The 21,834-nt window shown below is 59.8% G+C and carries 22 protein-coding genes; 11 read left to right on the top strand and 11 right to left on the bottom strand.

Annotation, left to right across the window (positions count from 1 at the left end):
- Window positions 1-49: 49 nt before the first annotated feature.
- The 4 genes from CRO18_RS10480 to leuC all read right to left on the bottom strand — a co-directional run bounded on the left by CRO18_RS10480 (window position 50) and on the right by leuC (window position 4,171).
- Window positions 50-949: an endonuclease/exonuclease/phosphatase family protein gene (locus CRO18_RS10480; protein ID WP_249276042.1), complete on the bottom strand. Its 900-nt coding sequence runs from the start codon at window positions 947-949 to the stop codon at window positions 50-52.
- 101 nt (window positions 950-1,050) lie between these two features.
- Window positions 1,051-1,878 carry a hypothetical protein gene (locus CRO18_RS10475; protein WP_076484523.1) on the bottom strand — a complete coding sequence of 276 codons (828 nt, stop codon included), beginning with the start codon at window positions 1,876-1,878 and terminating at the stop codon, window positions 1,051-1,053.
- 268 nt (window positions 1,879-2,146) lie between these two features.
- Window positions 2,147-2,752 carry a 3-isopropylmalate dehydratase small subunit gene (leuD, locus tag CRO18_RS10470; RefSeq protein WP_076484302.1) on the bottom strand — a complete coding sequence of 202 codons (606 nt, stop codon included), beginning with the start codon at window positions 2,750-2,752 and terminating at the stop codon, window positions 2,147-2,149.
- Between the two features lie 12 nt (window positions 2,753-2,764).
- Window positions 2,765-4,171, bottom strand: a complete 1,407-nt coding sequence (leuC, locus tag CRO18_RS10465; RefSeq protein ID WP_076484303.1) for a 3-isopropylmalate dehydratase large subunit — start codon at window positions 4,169-4,171, stop codon at window positions 2,765-2,767.
- Window positions 4,172-4,580: 409 nt separating this feature from the next.
- Here leuC and rsfS point away from each other — a divergent pair, with 409 nt between their 5' ends.
- The 8 genes from rsfS (at window position 4,581) to CRO18_RS10425 (ending at window position 11,922) form a co-directional block, all read left to right on the top strand.
- Window positions 4,581-4,946: a ribosome silencing factor gene (gene rsfS, locus CRO18_RS10460; RefSeq protein WP_076484304.1), complete on the top strand. Its 366-nt coding sequence runs from the start codon at window positions 4,581-4,583 to the stop codon at window positions 4,944-4,946.
- 9 nt (window positions 4,947-4,955) lie between these two features.
- Entirely contained in the window at window positions 4,956-5,423 is a 468-nt protein-coding gene (rlmH, locus tag CRO18_RS10455) for a 23S rRNA (pseudouridine(1915)-N(3))-methyltransferase RlmH (RefSeq protein WP_097082073.1), read from the top strand.
- Window positions 5,424-5,531: 108 nt separating this feature from the next.
- The gene (gpmI, locus tag CRO18_RS10450) at window positions 5,532-7,052 is read left to right on the top strand and encodes a 2,3-bisphosphoglycerate-independent phosphoglycerate mutase (RefSeq protein ID WP_097082072.1); all 1,521 of its coding nucleotides are present in this window, start codon (window positions 5,532-5,534) and stop codon (window positions 7,050-7,052) included.
- Window positions 7,049-8,191 (top strand): murein hydrolase activator EnvC, encoded by a 1,143-nt coding sequence (locus CRO18_RS10445; protein ID WP_076484307.1) that lies wholly within the window; start codon window positions 7,049-7,051, stop codon window positions 8,189-8,191. Before gpmI ends, CRO18_RS10445 begins: the two co-directional genes overlap by 4 nt.
- A 2-nt stretch (window positions 8,192-8,193) precedes the next feature.
- Window positions 8,194-9,555: a S41 family peptidase gene (locus CRO18_RS10440; protein ID WP_076484308.1), complete on the top strand. Its 1,362-nt coding sequence runs from the start codon at window positions 8,194-8,196 to the stop codon at window positions 9,553-9,555.
- Window positions 9,556-9,603: 48 nt separating this feature from the next.
- Entirely contained in the window at window positions 9,604-10,092 is a 489-nt protein-coding gene (locus tag CRO18_RS10435) for an RNA pyrophosphohydrolase (protein ID WP_097082071.1), read from the top strand.
- Between the two features lie 89 nt (window positions 10,093-10,181).
- Window positions 10,182-11,267, top strand: a complete 1,086-nt coding sequence (locus CRO18_RS10430; protein WP_076484310.1) for a GSCFA domain-containing protein — start codon at window positions 10,182-10,184, stop codon at window positions 11,265-11,267.
- Window positions 11,257-11,922: a hypothetical protein gene (locus CRO18_RS10425; RefSeq protein ID WP_097082070.1), complete on the top strand. Its 666-nt coding sequence runs from the start codon at window positions 11,257-11,259 to the stop codon at window positions 11,920-11,922. Before CRO18_RS10430 ends, CRO18_RS10425 begins: the two co-directional genes overlap by 11 nt.
- A 1-nt stretch (window position 11,923) precedes the next feature.
- Here the strand turns inward: CRO18_RS10425 and nadC are convergent, their stop codons facing one another.
- The 7 genes from nadC to CRO18_RS10390 all read right to left on the bottom strand — a co-directional run bounded on the left by nadC (window position 11,924) and on the right by CRO18_RS10390 (window position 18,205).
- Window positions 11,924-12,766, bottom strand: coding sequence for a carboxylating nicotinate-nucleotide diphosphorylase (nadC, locus tag CRO18_RS10420; RefSeq protein WP_097082069.1), 843 nt, complete (start codon window positions 12,764-12,766; stop codon window positions 11,924-11,926).
- A complete protein-coding gene (locus CRO18_RS10415) occupies window positions 12,763-14,325 on the bottom strand; it encodes an L-aspartate oxidase (protein ID WP_249276041.1) in 1,563 nt (520 codons plus the stop codon). The genes nadC and CRO18_RS10415 overlap by 4 nt, the downstream gene beginning before the upstream one ends.
- Entirely contained in the window at window positions 14,322-15,374 is a 1,053-nt protein-coding gene (gene nadA / locus CRO18_RS10410; protein WP_097082068.1) for a quinolinate synthase NadA, read from the bottom strand. Before nadA ends, CRO18_RS10415 begins: the two co-directional genes overlap by 4 nt.
- 114 nt (window positions 15,375-15,488) lie before the next feature.
- A complete protein-coding gene (gene dnaQ, locus CRO18_RS10405) occupies window positions 15,489-16,184 on the bottom strand; it encodes a DNA polymerase III subunit epsilon (RefSeq protein ID WP_076484314.1) in 696 nt (231 codons plus the stop codon).
- Window positions 16,177-16,773, bottom strand: coding sequence for a dephospho-CoA kinase (gene coaE, locus CRO18_RS10400; protein ID WP_097082067.1), 597 nt, complete (start codon window positions 16,771-16,773; stop codon window positions 16,177-16,179). The genes dnaQ and coaE overlap by 8 nt, the downstream gene beginning before the upstream one ends.
- The gene (locus CRO18_RS10395) at window positions 16,770-17,609 is read right to left on the bottom strand and encodes a shikimate dehydrogenase (protein ID WP_097082066.1); all 840 of its coding nucleotides are present in this window, start codon (window positions 17,607-17,609) and stop codon (window positions 16,770-16,772) included. The genes coaE and CRO18_RS10395 overlap by 4 nt, the downstream gene beginning before the upstream one ends.
- Window positions 17,606-18,205: a nucleoside triphosphate pyrophosphatase gene (locus CRO18_RS10390; RefSeq protein WP_097082065.1), complete on the bottom strand. Its 600-nt coding sequence runs from the start codon at window positions 18,203-18,205 to the stop codon at window positions 17,606-17,608. Before CRO18_RS10390 ends, CRO18_RS10395 begins: the two co-directional genes overlap by 4 nt.
- Window positions 18,206-18,647: 442 nt before the next feature.
- Here CRO18_RS10390 and CRO18_RS10385 point away from each other — a divergent pair, with 442 nt between their 5' ends.
- The 3 genes from CRO18_RS10385 to mnmE all read left to right on the top strand — a co-directional run bounded on the left by CRO18_RS10385 (window position 18,648) and on the right by mnmE (window position 21,823).
- Window positions 18,648-19,091 (top strand): CopD family protein, encoded by a 444-nt coding sequence (locus CRO18_RS10385; RefSeq protein ID WP_076484526.1) that lies wholly within the window; start codon window positions 18,648-18,650, stop codon window positions 19,089-19,091.
- A gap of 152 nt (window positions 19,092-19,243) precedes the next feature.
- Window positions 19,244-20,512 carry a transcription termination factor Rho gene (gene rho / locus CRO18_RS10380; protein ID WP_076484318.1) on the top strand — a complete coding sequence of 423 codons (1,269 nt, stop codon included), beginning with the start codon at window positions 19,244-19,246 and terminating at the stop codon, window positions 20,510-20,512.
- A 27-nt stretch (window positions 20,513-20,539) separates the two neighbouring features.
- Window positions 20,540-21,823, top strand: a complete 1,284-nt coding sequence (gene mnmE, locus CRO18_RS10375) for a tRNA uridine-5-carboxymethylaminomethyl(34) synthesis GTPase MnmE (protein ID WP_097082064.1) — start codon at window positions 20,540-20,542, stop codon at window positions 21,821-21,823.
- Window positions 21,824-21,834 lie beyond the last annotated feature (11 nt).

Here is a 21,834-nt window from a genome sequence, read left to right as displayed (position 1 = left end):
GGGTTGCAAGCGGCCTAGCCTTTGGGCGACGCGCGGTCAAGCGCGGCCCTTAACGCCGCGCCAGATCGACCCAGAGAAGCGCCCGTTTCACGCCCTTTTGTGCGGGTGCGGGCCAGATCAACCCGGCGTCCAGAACCGTCAGATCGGCAGCGGGCAAAATGTAATCGACCCGCAAGGGGCCAATGCTTTCGCCAAAATCCGCTGTTGCGGTGGGGTTTGATGCAGGCGCGCCCGGCCCGGTGGGCGCGGGGTCTTGCAAACGCGGGTCTGTCAGCAGGTCAAGGATCGCGCCGCGCTGCCCCTCGCCCCGGTTTGGGTCCAGATTGGCAAGCCCCAGCAAAACGAACGGCTCGAGAGCGGGCTGTTGCCGCAAGGTGCCGTTGAGATAGTGCAACCAAAAACGGTTTTCATCGGCGTTACGGCGACCATTGCGATCTTCGGGCCCATCAAAAACCGGGGGCGTGGCGGCATAGGCCCACAGATGCAGCACGCCCTCCGGCGTCTGTACCGGCACATCCCAATGCGCGGTAGAGGAAAGCCGCAGCACATCCTCCGCCCCCTCGGGCAGAGCCGCGCCGGATATTTGGTTTTGCGGCACATCGCGCCAAAGTAGGGTCGAAAAATCCTGCGCGGCCTCTGCTTCAATCGGAAAACGCGACAGCAGCGCCATGCCATGCTGGCCGGTAAACCAGCCATAGCCCTGCGCATCACGGGCCTCGCCAAAGCGGCCATTGCCATCAAGGTCAACGCCCGTATCCACCCCGGTATTGGGCTGCGGTGCGAAGGCAAAGAGATAGTCGAGCCCCTGCCCCGCCAACCGCGCTTGCAACGCGCCAAGCGTTTCACCGTGGTAATCCCAATCCAGATTTGTGAGCAGCAAGATATCAGCGGCCGCTTCGGAAATTACCGCAAGCGCCGCCTCAATCTGCGGATCTTGGCCACGTTCCAACTGCTGCAACACCAACCCCGGCCCTTTGGCCGAAAAGTTGGCGGAATAGATCGCGAGCCGCAGCCCTTCGGCCCCGGCAGAGGTCCCGCAAAGGAGAGAAATCAGGCCGGCTGCAAACCAGACGCATCCGAGGTGCGCCGTTTTTCCTCGATCATGCTGGCCACCCGGCCCATCGCGATGCCGCGCATGAACAGGCTGGCAGGAAGGAAAGCCCATGCCGTCACCGTCCAGATCATCGTATGCGGCGATTCCAGTGTGACCGGCGCAAATCCGGTCGAGATCGCCTTGATCACCGCCGGAATAAGGAACGGCAAAAGGAAGCCCAAAGCAATGTTGAACCAAGCATCGCGGCGCAAACGCTCCACCACATCGCCGCCGGTTGTCGGGTCAAAGGTGGGCAGGTTCACCCAAACGTTGAACCCATGACCCCGCATCGGCCAGCCCAGCGCGCGGATCACCACAACGAAATAGCCCAGCGTGACGAGCGAGGTCATATAGGCAAGCCCCCCAGCCGTGCGCACCAGTTCCACCTGATCGGCGCTTGCATTGGCGGGCAGCATCAGCACCAGAAGCCGCACCGGGCTGTAAGGCAAGTCGATGGAACGGGCCATCGCTGCGCCCAGAACATCAACAAAGCTCGCAAAGGTTGAAGCCTCGCTGCGCGCCAAGACCACGACAGACAAAAGCCCCACAGTCGCAAACAGCGACACATAGCGAATGCGGTTAAAGGGCGGGGCGTCACGAAACTCGACCAGCCCCGGATAGACAGACGCATATTCAAAGAAGGTCAGCGCGGCGGCAAAGAACGCGATCAGGGTCACGATCTGCCCGGTATCGGCGCTAACTGCGGGGAGAATCATGGATGGCAGTGCGATGACAACGACGATCAAAATCGCCCTTATCAGCGCGCCAAAATAGCGTCCGACCACGGTTTTGCCCTTTGCCTCTGCCAGATCCGATACTTTGCCGAACCTGTGCCATGTGTTTTCGCCTATTGCGGCGAACTGCCTTGTTTCTGCCATGATTCTGCCCAAATGCGTTCTGCATTGCAACCTTTGGGATAGAGTTTGGATACCTTTCGGGCGATTTGTGGGTCCAACTGGTGCGGGAATGCATCAATAAAGGTACAAAAATAAGGCCGCCCAATGGGCGGCCCTTCATGTTGTGTTTCAATGGGTTGGCACCCACTAAAGGGTGTTAGACCCAAGGGCGGCTTTGCGCGGCTTGGCCTTCGAACGTGTCGATCGCCGTCGCTTTTTCCAGCGTCAGGCCGATATCGTCGAGCCCATTGAGCAGGCAGTGCTTTTTGAACGCATCCACTTCGAATTTGATCACCTGACCATCCGACGTGGTGATTTCCTGCGCTTCCAGATCCACCGTCATGCGGGCGTTTTCGCCTTTTTCGGCATCCGACATCAGCAGATCAACCTGCTCTTGCGGCAACACAATCGGCAGCATCCCGTTTTTGAACGAGTTGTTGAAGAAGATGTCCGCAAACGAGGTCGAGATGATCACCTTGATGCCGAAATCGGCCAGCGCCCAAGGGGCATGCTCGCGCGAAGAGCCACAGCCGAAGTTATCGCCCGCAACCAGAATTTCGGTTTTGCGATATTGCGGCTTGTTGAGCACGAAATCCGGGATTTCGTTGCCTTGGCGGTCATAGCGCATCTCGTCAAAGGCATGAACGCCCAGACCCGTGCGCTTAATCGTTTTCAAGAACCCTTTCGGGATGATCATGTCGGTGTCGATGTTGACGAGCGGCATGGGCGCGGCGATGCCGGTGACCTTGGTGAACTTTTCCATGTCTGTCGCTCCTTACATCATCTCGCGAACATCGGTGAGGTGGCCGGTCAAGGCCGCCGCTGCCGCCATCGCCGGGCTCACCAGATGGGTGCGGCCCTTGTAGCCCTGACGGCCCTCGAAGTTGCGGTTCGAGGTAGAGGCGCAACGCTCATATTCGCCCAGCTGATCGGGGTTCATGGCGAGGCACATTGAGCACCCGGCCAGACGCCATTCAAAGCCCGCATCGAGGAAGATCTGGGCGAGCCCCTCTTCTTCGGCCTGCGCGCGCACAAGGCCAGAGCCAGGCACGACCATCGCCCGCATACCCTCTTTGACCTTTTTGCCCTTCACGATCTCCGCCGCAGCGCGCAGGTCTTCGATCCGGCCATTGGTGCACGAGCCAATGAAAACGGTGTCGATGGCAATATCGGTCAGTTTTTGGCCGGGCGTCAGGCCCATGTAATCAAGCGCGCGTTTCGCTGCTTCGACTTTACCCCCGGTGAAATCTTCCGGCGCGGGAACCACTGCCGAAATCGGCAGCACGTCTTCGGGCGAGGTGCCCCAGGTCACAACCGGCTCAATATCTTCGCCACGGATCGTGATGACCTTATCGAAATGCGCGCCTTCATCGGTGAAGAGCGTTTTCCACCAAGTCAGCGCGGCTTCCCATTGCGCGCCCTTCGGCGCATGGGGGCGACCCATCACATAAGCAAAGGTGGTTTCATCCGGCGCAATCAAGCCAGCGCGGGCGCCGCCTTCAATCGCCATGTTGCAAACGGTCATACGGCCTTCCATCGACAGCGCGCGGATCGCTTCGCCGCAATATTCGATCACATGGCCGGTGCCGCCGCCGGTGCCGGTTTTGCCAATCACCGCAAGGGTAATGTCTTTGGCGGTCACACCCGGCTTCAATTGGCCGGTGATTTCCACCTTCATGTTTTTGGATTTTTTCTGGATCAGCGTTTGCGTCGCCAGAACGTGCTCCACTTCCGAGGTGCCGATGCCATGCGCCAGCGCGCCAAAAGCGCCATGCGTCGCGGTGTGGCTGTCGCCGCACACAACGGTCATGCCCGGCAGGGTCCAGCCTTGCTCGGGGCCAACAATGTGCACGATCCCTTGGCGGATATCGGTCACCGGATAATAGTTGATGCCAAAGTCACGGGCGTTTTTATCCAGCGCCTCGACTTGGATGCGGCTTTCTTCGTTGTCGATATGGGTTTCACGGCCCTCGGTGGTGGGCACGTTGTGATCCGGCACGGCAATGGTTTTTTCCGGGCAGCGCACTTGGCGCCCCGCCATCCGCAACCCTTCAAAGGCTTGCGGGGAGGTCACCTCATGCACGAGGTGGCGGTCGATATAGAGCAGGCAGGTGCCATCGGCGTCTTCAGAAACGACGTGGGCATCCCAGATCTTGTCATACAGGGTCTTCGGAGCGGACATGGCTCTCTCTTTCGATAGCTAGAAGATCGGTCGGCATGAAGCCGGTCAGACATAGGGCATCAGCCCCGCGCCAACTTCACAGTCGGGCAAGGACAGAGCGGCTTTCGCCGTAGAAGCGCTCACGAAGGCGGGCGCGATCATCCATGTCGAAAATGCGGATCATGCCGCGCGATATAGGGCATCGCCCTGAGTCCCGCAAGGAAATGTCACGCGATGAAACAGCGCTTTCGCAACCATAACAAACACTGCGGCGCCAATACCTCTTGCCATCAGTTGAGATTTAACACATCGGATGCTACTCTTTGTTTAGCCCGGCGCCGGGGCTTTTGCGGCGCGTGAGCCTTCGGAGGACAATGTCCTGTCTCAACTCTCTGTCGCGTCTGGCACTTCGGGCGCATCGGTGGCAGCCATGACCGCGAATGCTGCGGCGGCTGCCGAACCCACGAGCGACCAGGTTCTGGCGCGCGTTCTCGAATCCCTCGATGATGATAAGGCCGAGGATATCGTGCAGATTGATCTGCGCGGCCGTTCCTCGATTGCCGATCACATGGTGATCTGCTCGGGCCGGTCGTCGCGGCAAGTGGGCGCCATCGCCGAGAAGCTGGTGGAACGGCTGAAGGAAGATTTCGGTCGCACCTGCAAGATCGAGGGCAAGGATCAAGGCGATTGGGTGCTGATTGATGCAGCCGATGTGATCGTCCATGTGTTCCGCCCCGAGGTGCGCGAATTCTACCAGCTTGAAAAGATGTGGATGCCTGCGGGCAGCCAAGTCTGACGCGCGCTTATGAAGGTCACGATCTGCGCAGTGGGTAAGCTGCGCAAAGGGCCCGAACTTGCGCTGATTTCCGACTATCTTGATCGGTTCGGCAAAGCCGGGCGAGCCCAAGGGCTTGGCCCGGCTTCGGTCGTTGAGGTCGAAGATAAGCGCAATTTGGGCATGGAGGCGGAGGCCGCACTGCTGGAGCGCGCCCTGCCCGCGGGTGCGGTGCTGATCACACTGGATGAACGCGGCGATGTGGTGTCCTCCCCCGAATTTGCGGCAAAACTGGGCGGCTGGCGCGACAATGCCCGCGATCTGGCCTTTGTGATTGGTGGGGCTGATGGCATTGCGCCAAGCCTGCGCGCCAAGGCGGATTGGTCACTTTCTTTCGGGCGTATGGTCTGGCCGCATATGATGGTGCGGGTGATGCTCTCTGAACAGCTTTACCGCGCCGGACAAATTCTGGCCGGAACGCCCTATCACCGCGTTTGAACGCGCCACTTGGCACAGAAAACGACCCGCGCTTTCCCTCCGTAAACCCAATGGTTGCCGAGAACGGGTTGGCGGCGTAAACGGGGAACAAATGCTCTGGAGGCGCCTATGACCCGTCCGAAACCCGTTGTTCTGTGCATTCTTGATGGCTGGGGCGAACGTGCTGAAACCGAGGGGAATGCCCCCGCGCAAGCGCATACGCCCAACCTCGACCGGGTTTTTTCCACCTGCCCGAAATCGACGCTGATCACCTTTGGGCCTGATGTGGGCCTGCCGACCGGGCAGATGGGCAATTCGGAAGTGGGGCACACGAACATTGGCGCGGGCCGCGTGGTGGCGATGGATCTGGGCCAGATCGACCTTGCGATCGAAGATGGCAGCTTTTTCCAAAACACCGCGATCCTTGATTTTATCGCCAAGGTGAAAGCGGCAGACGGGCGCGCGCATCTGATGGGTGTGGTCTCCGATGGTGGCGTGCATGGCCATATCGAACACGTGCTGGCCGCGTGCAAAATGGTGGCGGAGGCCGGTGTTCCGGTCGTGCTGCACGCCATCACCGATGGTCGCGACGTGGCCCCTGATTCCGCCGCACGCTTTGTCGATGAGCTTGTCGCCCGCCTGCCCGAGGGCTGCACGGTTGGCACGGTGATTGGCCGCTATTGGGCGATGGACCGCGACAACCGTTGGGAACGCGTGGGCCTTGCCTATGGCGCGATGGTCCGTGGGGAGGGTTTCTCGGCCCCCACCCCGGCCGAGGCCGTGGCGCAAAGCTATGCCAAAAAGGAAATGGACGAGTTCATCAAACCCACGGTGATCGGCAATTACCAAGGCGCCCAAGATGGCGATGGTTTCTTCTGCCTGAACTTCCGCGCCGACCGCGCCCGCGAGATTTTGCGCGCTTTGGCCGAGCCGGGCTTTGAAGAAATGGATGTCTCCACCCGCCCGCAATGGTCTGCGCTTTTGGGCATGGTGGAGTATTCGGTCGATCACAACGCCTATATGACCACCGCCTACCCCAAGCGCGACATCGTCAATACGCTTGGTGAATGGGTTTCCAAACAAGGGCTTACGCAGTTCCACTTGGCGGAAACCGAGAAATATCCGCATGTCACCTTCTTCCTCAATGGCGGCAAAGAAGCGCCTTGGCCGGGGGAAGATCGGTTCATGCCGAAATCGCCCAAAGTGGCGACCTATGATTTGCAGCCCGAAATGAGCGCGCCCGAGGTGACCGATCAATTCGTGGCGGCGATTGAGAAGGGCTATGACCTGATCATCGTGAACTATGCCAACCCCGATATGGTTGGCCATACCGGCTCGCTTCCCGCTGCGATTGCGGCTTGCGAAGAGATTGACCGCGATATTGGCCGAGTGTTGGAAGCTTTGGAAAAGGCCGGCGGGGCGATGATCGTGACCGCAGATCACGGCAACTGCGAAACCATGATCGACCCGGAAACGGGCGGGCCGCATACCGCGCATACCACCAACCTTGTGCCGGTGGCGCTGGTGGGTGGACCTGAGGGCGTGAAGCTGCGCGAAGGGCGGCTCGCTGATCTGGCGCCGACGCTGTTGCAACTGATGCAATTGCCCGTGCCGGAAGAAATGACCGGCGAAAGCCTGATCACGGCATGATCCGGGCGGCGGTTGTTGCGCTTTGTCTTTCGGCGGGGGTGGCAATGGCCAGCCCTGCTGCGGATGTCGCGCAACAGGCCGCTGATGATCTGCGCGCCGCGATCGCGGCCCTTGATGCGGCGCAATCGCGGGCTGATCGGGTCGCTGCGCTCACACAAACGATCACCGCTTATGAAACCGGGCTTGGCGCGCTGCGCGACGGGCTGCGCCGCGCAGCCATTCGCGAAGGCGAAATTCGCGCGCAGTTTGAAGCCAAGCGCGAAGATATTGGCCGCCTCTTGGGGGTCATGAGCACGATGAGCCAATCCGAGGGGCCGCTGTTGCTGTTGCACCCCTCTGGGCCGCTTGGCTCGGCCCGCTCTGGCATGATTTTGGGCTCTGTGACCCCGGCCTTAAATGCCGAGGCCGATCTGTTGCGCGCCGATCTAGCAGAAATTGACAGTTTGCGCGCCGTGCAAAGCAATGCAGCGCAAGTGCTGGAAACTGGGCTTGGCTCGGTACAGGCTGCGCGCACGGCGCTGTCAAAAGCGATATCGGAGCGCAAGGGCCTGCCCCAGCGCTATTTGGAAGAACCCGAAGAACTGCGCCAATTGGTCGAAAGCGTCGATACGCTAGAGGGCTTTGCTTCCGGGATCGTGGATCTCGACAGCGACATCGGCCCTCCGATGGAAGATTTCGAGGGTGCCAAAGGCCGCTTGCCCATGCCGGTTTTGGGCCGGGTGCTGCGCGCTTTCAATGAAGCCGACGCCGCGGGTATTCGCCGCCCCGGTCTGGTGGTGGCCACCGCGCCTGCCGCGCTTGTCACAACGCCTTGGCCCGCCACAATCCGCTATCGCGGCCCGCTTTTGGACTACGCAAATGTGATGATCCTTGAGCCTGCGGAGGGGTATTTGTTGGTTCTGGCCGGGCTTGGCGCGGTCTATGGTGAAACCGGCGATGTGCTGGCGGCAGGTGCGCCCATTGGGTTGATGGGTGGGCTAGAGCCCGGCGCACAAGAGTTTGGCGAGGATTTCGTGCGAAATGCGCGGATGGGGAGTGGTGCGGGCCGCACGGAAACGCTTTATATCGAGTTGAGAGAGGGCAAGGAGCCGATCGATCCCGCATCGTGGTTCGCCCAAACAAGCCAGAACAAGGGTTGAGAATGAAAAAGTTCGTTATGGCCGCGCTGGGCGGCACAATCGCGGGAACCTTGTTCTCGGCACAGGTTGCGCCGCTTCTGGCCCAAGAGGTGCAAAAACCCGCCTCGGTCTACCAACAGCTTGATCTTTTTGGCGATGTGTTCGAGCGCATTCGCACCGATTACGTTGAGCAGGTCGATGAGAAAAAACTGATCGAAGCGGCGATCAACGGCATGCTTTCGTCGCTGGACCCGCATTCCAGCTACATGTCGGCCGATGATTACGCCGATATGAAAGTGCAAACCCGTGGCTCCTTCGGTGGCCTTGGCATTGAGGTCACGCAAGAGAACGGCGTGGTCAAAGTGGTTTCGCCGATTGATGGCACCCCCGCCGCCGCCGCTGGCATCGAATCTGGCGATTTCATCACCCAAGTGGATGGCGAAAGCCTGATGGGGCTGACGCTTGATCAAGCGGTCGACAAAATGCGGGGCCCGGTTGGCAGCGAAATCACCATTTCTGTGGTGCGCGAAGGCAAGAACGAACCCTTCGACGTGACGATGACCCGCGACACGATCAAACTGACGGCGGTGAAAGGCCGGCTTGAGGCGAATACCGCGATCTTGCGGATCACCACCTTCAACGACCAAACCTTCCCGAACCTTGAAGACAGCCTCGCCAAAGTGGCCGAAGAAGCGGGCGGGATCGACAAGCTCAATGGCGTGATCTTGGATCTGCGCAACAACCCCGGTGGGCTGCTCACGCAGGCCATCGCGGTCTCGGATGCGTTCTTGGATAAAGGCGAAATCGTCTCGACCCGTGGCCGCAACCCCGAAGACAGCGAGCGGTTCAACGCTACGCCGGGCGATCTGGCCGATGGCAAACCGATTGTCGTGCTGATCAACGGTGGCTCTGCCTCGGCATCGGAAATTGTGACGGGGGCGCTGCAAGACCATCACCGCGCCATCGTCGTGGGCACGAAAAGCTTCGGCAAAGGCTCTGTGCAGACGGTGATCCCGGTGGCAAGCGAAGGTGCGATGCGGCTCACCACCTCGCGCTATTACACGCCCTCGGGCCGTTCGATCCAAGCGCTTGGCATTGCGCCCGATATCGTCGTGCCGCAACCGCCCGCAACCCCCGCTGCCGAAGATGAGGCCGGGACCGAACGTCAAATGCGTTCGGAAGCCGATCTGCGCGGCGTGTTGTCGAATGACTCGATGACCGAGGATGAGAAGAAACAGGCCGAAGAAGAGCGTCTGCAAGCCGAAGAGGCCGCAAAACTGCGCCTTGAAGACTTCCAGATGGCCTATGCGATCGACATCATCAAAGGTTTGTCTGTGGCGGGCGCCACGCTGACCCCGATTGAAGCGGAAGCCCCGCAGCAATAAGCACCATCGGGGGCCGCAAGGCCCCCTTTTTCCGCAAAGGCTCCGCTCATGTCGCGCAAAGATCTTTCCGCCCTGCCCTATCGCAAGAATGTCGGCATTGTTTTGATGAATGCCGAAGGGCTGATTTTCGCGGGTCAGCGCATCGATAACCCCGGCCATGCGTGGCAAATGCCACAAGGGGGCATTGATGCAGGTGAAAAGCCGAAAGAAGCCGCGCTGCGCGAGTTGTTCGAAGAAACCGGCGTGCGCGCCGATTTGGTGGAAAAGATCGCCAAGACCGAGGATTGGGTCACCTATGATCTGCCCGAGGAACTGATCGGCCAAATCTGGGGCGGCAAATATCGCGGCCAAAAACAGAAGTGGTTCCTGTTCCGCTTTCTGGGCCAAGACAGCGATGTCAACATTGCCACCGAACACCCCGAGTTTTCGGTCTGGCAATGGATGGAACCGGCAGAGCTGATTGAAAAGATCGTGCCTTTTAAACGCGCGGTCTATGAGCAGGTGTTTGACACCTTCCGCCCGCATATCGCGCGCTAAACTCTAAAACTTCCAAGCTTTTGCCTGTTGCCAGCCGTTCGGCTGCCTGCGATGCTTTCGCTATTGAAACGCAGCAATTCGGGCAGAAGATGACAAGCGGCGACAATCCCTACAAGCATATTGCCCCCCGTGGCTTTTGGCGCAGTGCCGTAGCCGAACCGGGGCTGTTTGGCTTTTCTGATCTGTGGACCTCGGCCTGGGATTTGCCCGCCGATGCGATCTTTGCCACTTTTGGTTCATGCTTTGCGCAACACATCAGCCGCGCGCTGATGACGCGCAAAATGAACTGGCTGAATGCCGAACCGGCCCCCGGTCGCACCCCGCCTGAGATTGCGCGCAGCTTCAATTACGGGGTCTTTTCGGCGCGCACCGGCAATATTTACACCGCCGCGCAGCTGCTGATTTGGGCGCGGCTCGCAGCGGGCCATATTGGCCCCGAGGCGGTGGAGCTTTGGACCGATGAAAAGGGCCATGTGCATGACCTTTTGCGCCCCAAAATCGAACCCGAAGGCTTTGTGAGCGAGATCGAGGCCCGCGCCTCGGTTCTGTCCACCGCGCGTGCCTTCAAGCGCTGCATCACCGAGGCGGATGTGTTCGTGTTCACGCTCGGGCTCACGGAAGGATGGATCAATTCTCGCACGGGGCAAAGCTATTCCATTTGCCCCGGCACTGGCGTTGGCACCTTTGATCCCGAGGTGCATGTGTTCAAGAACTACACCTATCCCGAGATCCTGCGTGATTTGGAGTTGGCGCTGGAACTGATGTGGGAAATGAACCCCGATCTGAAGGTGCTGCTAACCGTTTCCCCCGTGCCGCTCGTCGCCACCGCTTCGGGCGACCATGTGCTTGTGGCCACGCAATATTCCAAATCCGTTTTGCGTGCGGTGGCGGGCGATGTGGCGCGCGCACATGCGGCGGTAGATTACTTCCCCTCTTATGAGATTATCGCCAGCCCACCCACACGCGGCACCTTCTTTGAGCCCAATATGCGCGGCATCGCCGCCCAAGGCGTGGACCTTGTGATGGGGCATTTCTTCAAAGGGCTAAACCTCACGCTCCCCGCGCATGGCCGCACCACATCCGATAGTGCCGCCCGTGAAGCGGCCGATAAAAAGGCCGCAGAAGAAGAGTTGGTTTGCGAAGAAATGATCTTGGAGCGGTTCAATGAAGCCTGAGGTTTTGCTGGTCGGCGACAGCCACACCATCGCGCTGGAAGACGGGGCGAAAGAGCTTGGCATCGCAACCGAGGTGTTCCGCTGCGGCGGTGCGGGGTGGCATGATGGAAAGTTCGGTTTCAACACCGATGGGATTGTGCCGAAAAACACCCCGATGGGTCGCCGCTCCATCGACGGCATTCGCGAACGTCAAGGCGTGACCAATATCCTCACGCTCGGCGTGCCGGTGATTACCACCATTGGTTTTCACTTGGGTATGTTGGTGCGCGGGCTGCGCTGGACCGGGCATCATGTGGTGAGCGAAGCCGAACCGATGCCGGAAGAGGGTCTTGTGGCCTCCGAAGCGTTTCTGACCGCCTATGTGCAGCATCACCGCACGCAGCATATACGCGTGCTCAAACGCATGGCGCGCGAAGCCGATGTGCTTGTGGTACCGCCACCGCCCATTGGCATTGATATCAACGGCCATAAAGCCCGCGAAATACTGATCCGTTTGATGCGCAAAGGCGGTCTGACGGTGTTTGACCCGATGGTGGAACTCTTCGCCGATGAGCCCGGTTTCCCCTCGCGCTTCGTAAAAGATGACCCCAACCACGCCACCGCCGATTATGGCAAGGTGGTGATGGCGGCGTTGCGCGAGCGGCAGATCATCTAGCTTAAAAATCGAGCCCCAAATCAAAGGTGCGCGCCGAATGCGTGAGCGCACCAGAGGAAATGTAATCCACCCCGGTCGCGGCCACTTCGGCAATGCGTTCTAGCCGCATATTGCCCGAGGCTTCGAGCACCACGCGCCCTTCGGCCAAGGCCACCGCTTGGCGTAACGTCGGGCTGTCCATGTTATCGAGCAAGATCACATCGGCCCCGCCGACGCCCAGCGCCTCTTCCAACTGATCCAGCGTATCGACCTCTAGTTCCACCCGCATCATATGGCTGCGCGCGGCTTTGGCGGCCTCTAGCACCGCCTGAATGCCCCCGGCGGCGGCGATGTGGTTGTCTTTGATCAAGATCGCATCAGACAGGCCAAAGCGGTGGTTGTGGCCCCCGCCATGCGTCACGGCCAGCTTTTCGACCACGCGCAGCCCCGGCGTGGTTTTGCGGGTGCAGGTGATGCGGGTTTTGGTGCCCTGCGTTTGCGCCACAAAGGCGGCGGTGAGGGAGGCGATCCCGGTCATCCGACCCGCAAAATTGAGCGCCACCCGCTCGCCCATCAAAATGGATGCGGCAGAGCCGGTGATGGTCATCAAGCACTGCCCTTTGCCGCAGGGGTGGCTGTCGGGCACAAGCGTTTCCACTTTCAGCCCCGCATCCACCAGCCGAAAGGCGATGGTCGCCACCTGCATGCCGGAGACAACGCCATCTTCGCGCGCATTGAGCCGCGCTTGGCAGGTTTTGCCAAAGGGCACCACGGCACGGGTGGTCACATCGCCCATCGGCGAGAGGTCTTCCATCAGCGAGGCTTGAACCACGGGTTCGAGCAGAAAATCGGGCAACGGGGTCATTTTGTCTCCAATGCTCGGGTACGAAGGATGAGCGCCTCAGGCAGGGTCAAAAACCGCCTTTTGGCCTGAATAGGGTCTGTTTTTGGGTAATCTGATCGGAAATGCCCACCGCGACTTTCGGTCCGTTCCAGCGCGGCGGCGGCAATCAACGTCGCAGTGGCGGTCATGTTGCGCAGGGTTTCGCAAGTGGCTTGGGCTTCGATGTCAGCAATGGTGGCCAGCGTTTCGGTCAGGCCTTCTGCGCTGCGCACCACGCCACAGCCATTGGTCATGGCTTGGCGCAAGCGCTGCACGGCATCTTCATCGACCTCTTGCCCGCCTTCGGGGAAATCCAGCACCACTTCGGGTGCGGGTGTTTCATCGACCAAATCGGCGATACCTTCTGCGCAGATACGCGCAAAAACCAACGCCTCCAAAAGCCCGTTCGAGGCGAGGCGGTTCGCCCCATGAAGCCCGGTAGAAGAGGCCTCCCCGCAGACCCAAAGGCGATCCAGCGAGGCGCAGCCTGTTTCATCCACCGCAACACCGCCCATATGGTAATGCGCCGCAGCGGCAACCGGGATCGGCTGCAAAACAGGGTCTATTCCAGCTTGAAGGCAGGCTTCGGCCACCGCCGGAAAGCGTGCGGGTAGCTCTGCCCCCAGCACGTCGCGCGTGTCCAAAACCGGCTCCCGACCTGCTTGGCGTTCGGTATAAACGGCGCGGGCCACAATATCGCGCGGCGCAAGTTCGGCATCGGGGTGGATGGGCAGCATGAACCGCTCGCCCCGGTTGTTCAAAAGCACCGCGCCTTCGCCGCGCAAAGCCTCGGTTGCCAAGGGGGCCGGGTCTTCACCCGTGGCGATGGCCGTGGGGTGGAATTGCACGAATTCCGCATCGGCAATTCGGGCCCCTGCCCGCGCCGCCATGCCAATGACCTGCCCCCGAATGCGCGGCGGGTTCGTGGTCACGGCAAACAGCCCGCCCGAGCCGCCGCCCGCCAACAAAACAGCCGGGGTTTTGAGCAAAATCCGCCCCGAAGGTGCGCCCGCGCGCTCCACCCAAACACCCGTCACGGCCCCCGCTTCAACCGCTAGCCCCGAGGCCAGAACCCCTTCGGCGACTTGAACCGAGGGGCAGCGCCGCGCCTCGGCAATCAGGGTTTCCATGATTTCGCGCCCGGCTTGGTCACCCTTCACGCGCACAACGCGCGCGACCGAATGCGCCGCCTCGCGCGACATGACGTAGCCGCCCTGCCCGTCGCGATCGAACGGCGTTCCAAGCGTGGTCAGATCATGAATCCGGCTTTTGGCATCTTCGGTCACCAGCCGCGCAATCGCGGCATCGACCGTGCCAGCGCCGGCAATTTCGGTGTCATTTGCGTGCGATTGCGGGCTGTCCGTCACGGCCATGGCAGCCGCCACACCGCCTTGCGCCCAAGCGGAAGAAGCGCCCTCCCCCAAGGTTTCCGGTGAAATCACCAAAACCGGATGCGGCGCCAGTTTCAGCGCCGCATAAAGCGCGCCCAGCCCCGCGCCCACAATGATAACGCGCCGGGTGTCCAAAATGGGGGTGCTCACTTCGCAATCGTCCGCGAAAGCTCGATCATCCGTTCCACGGCCACGCGCGCTTTGGCGGCAATGGCGGGGTCCACCACCACCTCTTCCGCGCCCGCATGCAGCGACCACAAGATCTTTTCGAGCGTTATTTTCTTCATATAGGGACACATGTTGCACGGCCCCATGAACTCAACATCCGGATAGGCATCCGCGATGTTCGAGGCCATCGAACATTCGGTCACCAGCATCGCCTGGGCGGGCTTTTCGCGCGCCACATAGTCGATAATCCCCGAGGTAGAGCCGGAATAATCTGCCTCTGCCACAACCGACGGCGGGCATTCGGGATGCGCGATGATCCGCGTTTCAGGGTGGCCCGCGCGGAAGCCGCGCAGATCTTCGGCGGTATATTGTTCATGCACGATGCACGAGCCCGCCCACCAAACCACGTTCTTTTGCGGCACATCGCGCGCCACGTTTTGCGCCAAATACTGGTCGGGCGTCATGATGATCGTGTCTTCGGGCAAAGCCGCGACGATCTGCGCCGCATTGGACGAGGTGCAGCAGATGTCAGAGGCCGCTTTCACCTCGGCGGTCGTGTTGACGTAGCTCACCACTGGCGCGCCGGGGTATTTGGCCCGCATCTCTGCAATGCCTTCGGCGGTGATGCTTTCAGCCAAAGAACAGCCCGCCGTGACATCAGGGATCAGCACCCGTTTGGCCGGGTTCAGAATTTTGGAGGTTTCCGCCATGAAATGCACGCCGCATTGCACGATGGTTTCCGCCTCGACCTTCGTCGCCTCAATCGCCAATTGCAGGCTATCGCCCACCACATCGGCCACGCCATGATAGATTTCCGGCGTCATATAGTTATGCGCCAAGATCACCGCGTTCTTCTCGGCCTTTAGGCGATTGATCGCGCGGATATAGGGCGCGTAACGCGCAAAATCGGGCAAAGGTACGACCCGATCCATGCGCGCATGGATATCGGCCATTTCCTGAGCCAGCGTAAGCGACGGCGCAAGGTCATAAGCCTCGACCAAGGTCGCGCGGATCACCGTGAAGTCCAGCATGGGCCCCTCCCCCAAAACCGAGAACGCAAATGCATGTAAGGTCTGCGCGCCCGGTATGGAATGACAAAATTGCCGCAAGGCCGAGAAATATGAAACTTTTGTGTCTGGCCGCGCCTAGCTGACGCGGTTCCAGATCGCGGCGTCACCAAGCTTCGCCACAAAAGCCTCATGCGCGGCGGTTTCTTCCTCGGTGATGCGCGAGGGCAACGGCACCGGGCGCGGACGAGGCCGCCAATCGCTGCCATCTTCGCCGTTTTTCGTGCCTGCTTCGGCGATATTGAGCCCAAAACCCGGCTGACGCCCGCCGATCAGCTCCAGATAGACCTCGGCCAGAATTTCGGCATCAAGAAGCGCGCCGTGCAGGGTCCGGGCAGAGTTATCAATGTTGAAGCGGCGGCAAAGCGCATCAAGCGAGGCAGGCGAGCCCGGAAATTTGCGCCGCGCCATTGCCACGGTATCGAGCGAACGCTCCATCGGAATGAGCGGCATCTTCGCCCAGCCCAGCTCCGCATTAAGGAATTTCATATCGAAGGCGGCATTGTGGATCACAAGGATCGAATCAGTGCCGATGAAATCCAAAAATGCTTGGCCGACCTCGATGAACCGGGGCTTGTCGCGCAGGAAATCATCGCCCAAACCGTGCACGGCAAAGGCTTCTTGCGGCATTGCGCGTTCGGGGTTGATGTATTGGTGATAGGTGCGGCCCGTCGGCACATGGTTGTAAAGCTCCACCGCGCCAATTTCGACGATGCGATCCCCCTCGCCCGGCTCAAAACCGGTGGTTTCGGTATCTAGAACGATCTCACGCATGGGCAGCCTTGATGGTTTTGATCAGGTCTCGCACAGCCGCCCGCACCTGATCAAGGCTGCGCGTCTCAATGATGTAATCCGCGCGGGCGCGTTTTTCCGCATCGGGCATTTGGCGCGCCAAGATCAGATCAAGCTGCGCTTCGGTCATTTGTCCGCGCGCCAAGACCCGTTCACGCTGCACTTGCGGGTCTGCCGTGACCACCAAAACCGCATCGCAGTCTTTTTCGCCGCCGGTTTCATACAAAAGCGGCACATCAAGGAGCACGATTTCTGCGCCCGCATGCGCTTGCAAAAACGCCGCCCGCGCCGCGCGCACTAAAGGATGCACGATGGTCTCTAGCCGCGCGAATGCCTGTTTGTCTTCCACTAGGGCCTTTTTCAGCAAGGCGCGCTGCACAGCACCATCTTGCACCGCTTGCGGAAAGGCCTGTGCGATCGCCTGCACGGCCGCACCGTCTTTTTGATACAGCCCATGCACCGTGGCATCGGCATCCCACACCGGAATACCCTCTTCGGCAAACAGCCGCGCGGTGGTGGATTTGCCCATCCCGATCGACCCTGTGAGCCCGAGACGGAAGGGGTAGGTCATGCCGAAAGCACCCGTTCGCGCAGTTCGGCGGTGACCTCGGGGCGGTGGCCAAACCAGCGCTCAAACCCCGGCACGGCTTGATGAAGCAGCATCCCAAACCCATCCACCGTGACACAGCCACGGCTCGCCGCCTCTTTCAAAAGCCGGGTTTCAAGCGGGGTGTAGACCAGATCGGTAACCACAGCGCTTTGCGGCAACGCCTCAAGCGAAATGCGGAATTCCGGCGTATCGGGCATCCCAAGCGAGGAGGTATTCACCAGCGTGGCCACGCCTTCCATCATATTCGCCGCCTGTGCCCAATCATAGACAACGATCCGGGCGCCAAATTCGGTGCGCAGTTTCTCGGCCCGCAAGCGGGTGCGGTTGGCAATGCGCACTTCGGGGCAGCCGGTTTCAATCAGCGCAGACACAATCGCCCGCGCAGCACCACCTGCGCCCACAACAGCCGCGGGACCAAGATCAGCCCGCCAGTTGGGCGCGCCATCTTTGAGATTGGCAATAAAACCATACCCATCTGTATTATCAGCAAAAATACGCCCATCGGGGTGAAAAACGAGCGTATTCGCCGCACCAATCAGCGCCGCGCGATCAGACACGCTATCAGCGAGCGCAAGCACCTTTTCTTTATGCGGAATCGTGACATTGCAGCCCACAAACCCCGCCTTGGGCAACGCGCGCAGGGTGGTTTCCAAATCCTCAGGTGCGATATCCATGGGCACGTAATGCCCTTTGATCCCATAGGTTTTGAGCCAATGGCCATGCAGCGCAGGCGAGCGGGTATGTGCAATCGGGTGGCCGATCACCCCGGCGAGGGGAATTTTTTTGTGCTCGGTCATGTTGTCAGCTCTCCGCGGGCGCGCAGCCAGTTTAGAAATTCAAGAAGGGGCAAGCCCAGAACGGCAAAGTAATCGCCTTCGACCGAGGAGAAAAGCCGCACGCCTTCTTCCTCGAGCTTGTAGCAGCCCACCGCGTGGCGAATGCTGTGCCAATTGCGCGCAACATAATCTGCAATGAACGGCTCACTCAACGGGTGCATGGTGAGCCGGACCTCTGCCACATGCCGCCAAATTGGTGCGCCATCGCGCATTACCACCATAGCGGATAAAAGTTTGTGCGTTTGACCAGAGAGGCGACGCAATTGCTCCATCGCGTCTTCCGGGGTTACGGGCTTGGAAAAAATCTCGCCCCTCAACTCCAGCACCTGATCCGCGCCCATCACCAATTTCTCGGGCTGTTTGCGCCCGATCCGCGCCGCTTTCGCCTCGGCCAAAGCATCCGCCACATCACGCGGCTTCGCCCCTTCGTGCAAAAGACCCTGTTTGATCGCCTCTTCATCAATCCGTGCGGGCGCGACCTCAACGCAAAGACCCGCGGCGCGCAACAGGCGCGCGCGGATTTCAGAGGCGGAGGCAAGGATGAGGCTAGGGGACATGTGGACAACCATTGGGAAAAGCACGGGGGCAGAACTGTGGGCGAGCCTGTGAGCTCCATTTCCTCCCCATTTGTCCGGGGGTTTGTCAAGAAAAGTAAAGACTTTCTTAACATGTGGAATCGCAGGCCGCCGGGGTGTGGGAAAGCGCCGCAGCCCACAGGCTGGCGCAGATTCGTCCCTCGTAATCATCCACAGGGTTCAATTCAGCAAATCTTTGAAAACGTGGGTAATATTTTGTCTTTCAACAGGATCGCCCATTTCAGCATCTGGATGCATCCGCTAGCCTTGAAGTTTGGGGAGAACTGTTTAATCCACACTATCCACAGGGCAAACATCATCATCTTCTTTTCTTTTCTTAATATTTTCTCTTAAGAAGAGAGCCAGAAGACAGGAGGCGCACGTGACCGAAATTCTTGACCTGGTGAGCAGTTTTCTCTCGGACATGTACCTCTGGACCAAGTCACTGCATGTGATGTCTGTCTTGGCTTGGATGGCCGGGCTTTTTTACCTGCCGCGTCTCTACGTCTACCACGTGGAAGGGCTGAAGAAGCAGGGCGTGACCCGTGGCAGCGACATGGACCTTCTGTTTCAGCATCAAGAACGTTTGCTGATGAAGGCGATCATGCATCCGGCGGCCATTTCGACTTGGTTCTTTGGCCTGTGCCTTGTGTTCACGCCGGGCGTTGTGTGGTGGGATTCGATCTGGCCCTATGCAAAAGGCTTTGGGATCATCGCGATGACGATCTTCCATCTGTATCTTGCCAAGGCGCGCTTCACCTTCATTGATGGCACGAACAACCTCAAAGGCCGCCAATGGCGGATGATGAACGAAATTCCAACGCTGCTGATGGTGTTGATCGTTCTGGCGGTGATCTTGAAGTTCTAACAGGGCGGAAACCCCAGTTTCATTGACTCGCAGCGCGTTTACGCGTATGCGCGCCTTAGCCCCGGCCGTCCGGCCGATCGGTTTAGCCGAGATATGACCTATATTGCGCCGCGCCCGCTTGGGCTGTGGCGCCTTTCGCGGATGGATGCGAGATGACCGAACGTTTGAACCTTTCCGATCTTAAGGCGAAAAGCCCCAAAGACCTTTTGGCGATGGCCGAGGAATGGGAGATCGAAAACGCCTCCACCATGCGCAAGGGCGAGATGATGTTCTCGATCCTCAAAGAGCATGCCGAGGAAGACATCGTGATCGGCGGCGATGGCGTTTTGGAAGTGTTGCAAGACGGGTTTGGCTTTTTGCGCTCGCCCGAGGCGAACTATCTGCCGGGTCCGGATGACATCTACGTCTCGCCCGATATGATCCGTCAATACAGCCTGCGCACCGGCGATACGGTCTCTGGCGTTATTCGTGCACCGGGTGAGAATGAGCGGTATTTCGCGCTGACCGGGGTTGAGAAAATCAACTTCGAATCGCCGGAAAAAGCGCGCCACAAGGTCAGCTTCGACAACCTGACCCCGCTTTACCCCGATGAACGTCTGAAGATGGAGATCGAAGATCCCACGATCAAAGACCGTTCCGCCCGGATCATCGACCTTGTTGCACCGATCGGGAAGGGGCAGCGCTCGCTGATCGTGGCGCCGCCGCGCACGGGTAAAACCGTGCTCTTGCAAAACATCGCCCATTCCATCGAGGTAAACCACCCGGAGTGCTATTTGATCGTGCTCTTGATCGACGAACGCCCGGAAGAGGTGACCGATATGCAGCGCTCGGTCAAAGGGGAGGTGATTTCCTCGACCTTTGACGAACCGGCAACGCGGCACGTGGCTGTGGCCGAGATGGTCATCGAAAAAGCCAAGCGCTTGGTCGAACATAAACGAGATGTTGTGATTTTGCTCGACTCGATCACAAGACTTGGTCGCGCCTACAACACCGTTGTGCCGAGCTCAGGCAAGGTTTTGACCGGTGGTGTGGATGCGAACGCGCTGCAACGGCCGAAACGGTTCTTTGGCGCCGCGCGGAACATTGAAGAAGGCGGCTCGCTTACCATCATCGCCACCGCGCTGATCGACACCGGTTCGCGCATGGATGAGGTGATCTTTGAGGAATTCAAAGGCACCGGCAACAGCGAGATCGTGCTCGACCGCAAAGTGGCCGACAAGCGCGTCTTCCCCGCGATGGACATTCTCAAATCCGGCACCCGGAAAGAAGATCTGCTCACCGATCAAAAAGATCTGCAGAAAACCTATCTGCTGCGTCGCATCCTGAACCCGATGGGCACCACGGACGCGATCGAGTTCCTGATCTCCAAGCTGAAGCAAACCAAAACCAACGGCGAATTCTTCGATTCGATGAACGGCTAAAGGCCCGTTCGTCCAAAAGGGGTTTCGATGGCGACGATCTTCGCACAGGCCAGCGGCCGCGGCAAAGCGGGCGTGGCGGTTATTCGGCTTTCCGGGCCCCAAGCCTGGGAGGCCGTTTCCGCTTTGGCGGGGCGTTTGCCCGCGCCGCGTCAGGCGGGGCTGCGGCGGCTGAGTTTCGCGGGCGATTATCTCGATGAAGCTTTGGTGCTGTGCTTTGAAAAGGGCGCAAGTTTCACCGGGGAAGATTGCGCCGAATTGCAGGTGCATGGGGCAACCGCAACGGTGCAGGCTGTGTTGCAAGCTTTGGCCGCACAATCCGGTTTGCGATTGGCGGAACCTGGGGAATTTACCCGCCGTGCGATGGAAAATGGCCGGCTTGATCTGTCTCAGGTCGAGGGTTTGGCTGATCTGATTGAAGCTGAGACCGAGGCGCAGCGCAAACAGGCTTTGGCGGTTCTGTCTGGCGGGGTCGGGCAGTTGGTCGAGCGTTGGCGCACGCAACTGATCCGTGCGGCGGCGCTTTTGGAAGCGGTGATTGATTTTGCCGATGAAGAGGTGCCAGAGGATGTTTCGCCCGAGGTCTCAAGCCTTTTGGCCGCTGTTCAGGGCGATTTGGCGCGTGAAGTAGGGCGGATTTCCGCGTCAGAACGTGTGCGTGAAGGGTTTGAGGTCGCTATTGTTGGCCGCCCGAATGCGGGTAAATCCACGCTCCTGAACGCATTGGCGGGCCGCGAAGCAGCGATTACCTCCGAAGTTGCGGGCACAACGCGCGATGTGATCGAAGTGCGGATGGACCTTGGCGGTTTGGCGGTGACGCTGCTGGATACCGCTGGCCTGCGCGAAACCGATGATAAGGTCGAAGCCATTGGCGTGGAACGCGCGCTGCAAAGGGCACGGGCTGCGGATTTGCGGCTCTTCTTGCTGGATGGCGATGATCTGCCGCTTTTGGTACCGCAGCCTGATGACCTTGTGGTGCAGGGCAAAGCCGATCTGGCCGAAGGGCAGGGGCTTTCCGTCTCGGGCAAAACGGGGGCGGGGCTTGATCGGCTGGTGGCGGAACTGACCAAGCGCTTGTCGGATCGCGCCTCCGGGGCAGGGGTCATGACCCGCGAGCGCCATCGCGCCTGTTTGCAGCGCGCGCAAAATGCGCTAGATGCGGCTCAGGTTGAACTGGCGCTTGGGCAAGAACGGCTAGAGCTTGCAGCGGATCATCTGCGCAATGCGGCGCGGGCACTGGAATCGCTTCTGGGCCGTGTGGATGTCGAGGCCTTGCTGGATGAGATTTTCTCGAGTTTTTGCATCGGCAAGTGAGGAGTGTTTCA

Source organism: Rhodobacter sp. JA431 (assembly GCF_900217725.1).
Taxonomy (GTDB): Bacteria; Pseudomonadota; Alphaproteobacteria; order Rhodobacterales; family Rhodobacteraceae; genus Rhodobacter; species Rhodobacter aestuarii.
The sequence above is the reverse complement of the archived record's forward strand: the minus strand, read 5'-3'. Positions and strand labels throughout refer to the sequence as shown.